At 37.6% G+C, this 322-nt stretch carries 1 protein-coding gene; it reads right to left on the bottom strand.

Going from position 1 to position 322, the window contains the following annotated elements; genetic code table 11:
- Positions 1-322: M23 family metallopeptidase (locus tag IU405_RS15525; protein WP_197439533.1), on the bottom strand; the 322-nt coding region annotated here is incomplete at both ends.

Raw genomic sequence — 322 nt, 5'->3', positions numbered from 1 at the left:
GGTGCAATAAACTTTAAAAACCTCGGCTTTAAGCTTTGATCTATAGGTTGTGCAGTTGGTAATTTTTCACGTAAAGGGTCCACTTGTTGTCCAAATTTCCAAAAACGATAACACACATGTGGCCCAGATGTATTTCCTGTCATTCCAACCAAACCAATCACATCTCCTTGCCTTACATATTCACCAACTTTTACTTTTCGTTGACTCATATGCAAATATTGAGTCGTGTATGTGCTATTGTGTTTTATTTTCACATAGTTTCCATTTCCACCTTTCATGGCAGATTCTATTACAGTACCACTTGCAGTTGCAATGATTGGAG

It is taken from the genome of Polaribacter sp. BAL334, from assembly GCF_015767435.1.
GTDB lineage: Bacteria > Bacteroidota > Bacteroidia > Flavobacteriales > Flavobacteriaceae > Polaribacter.
This window is presented reverse-complemented; position numbering and strand designations above follow the sequence as displayed.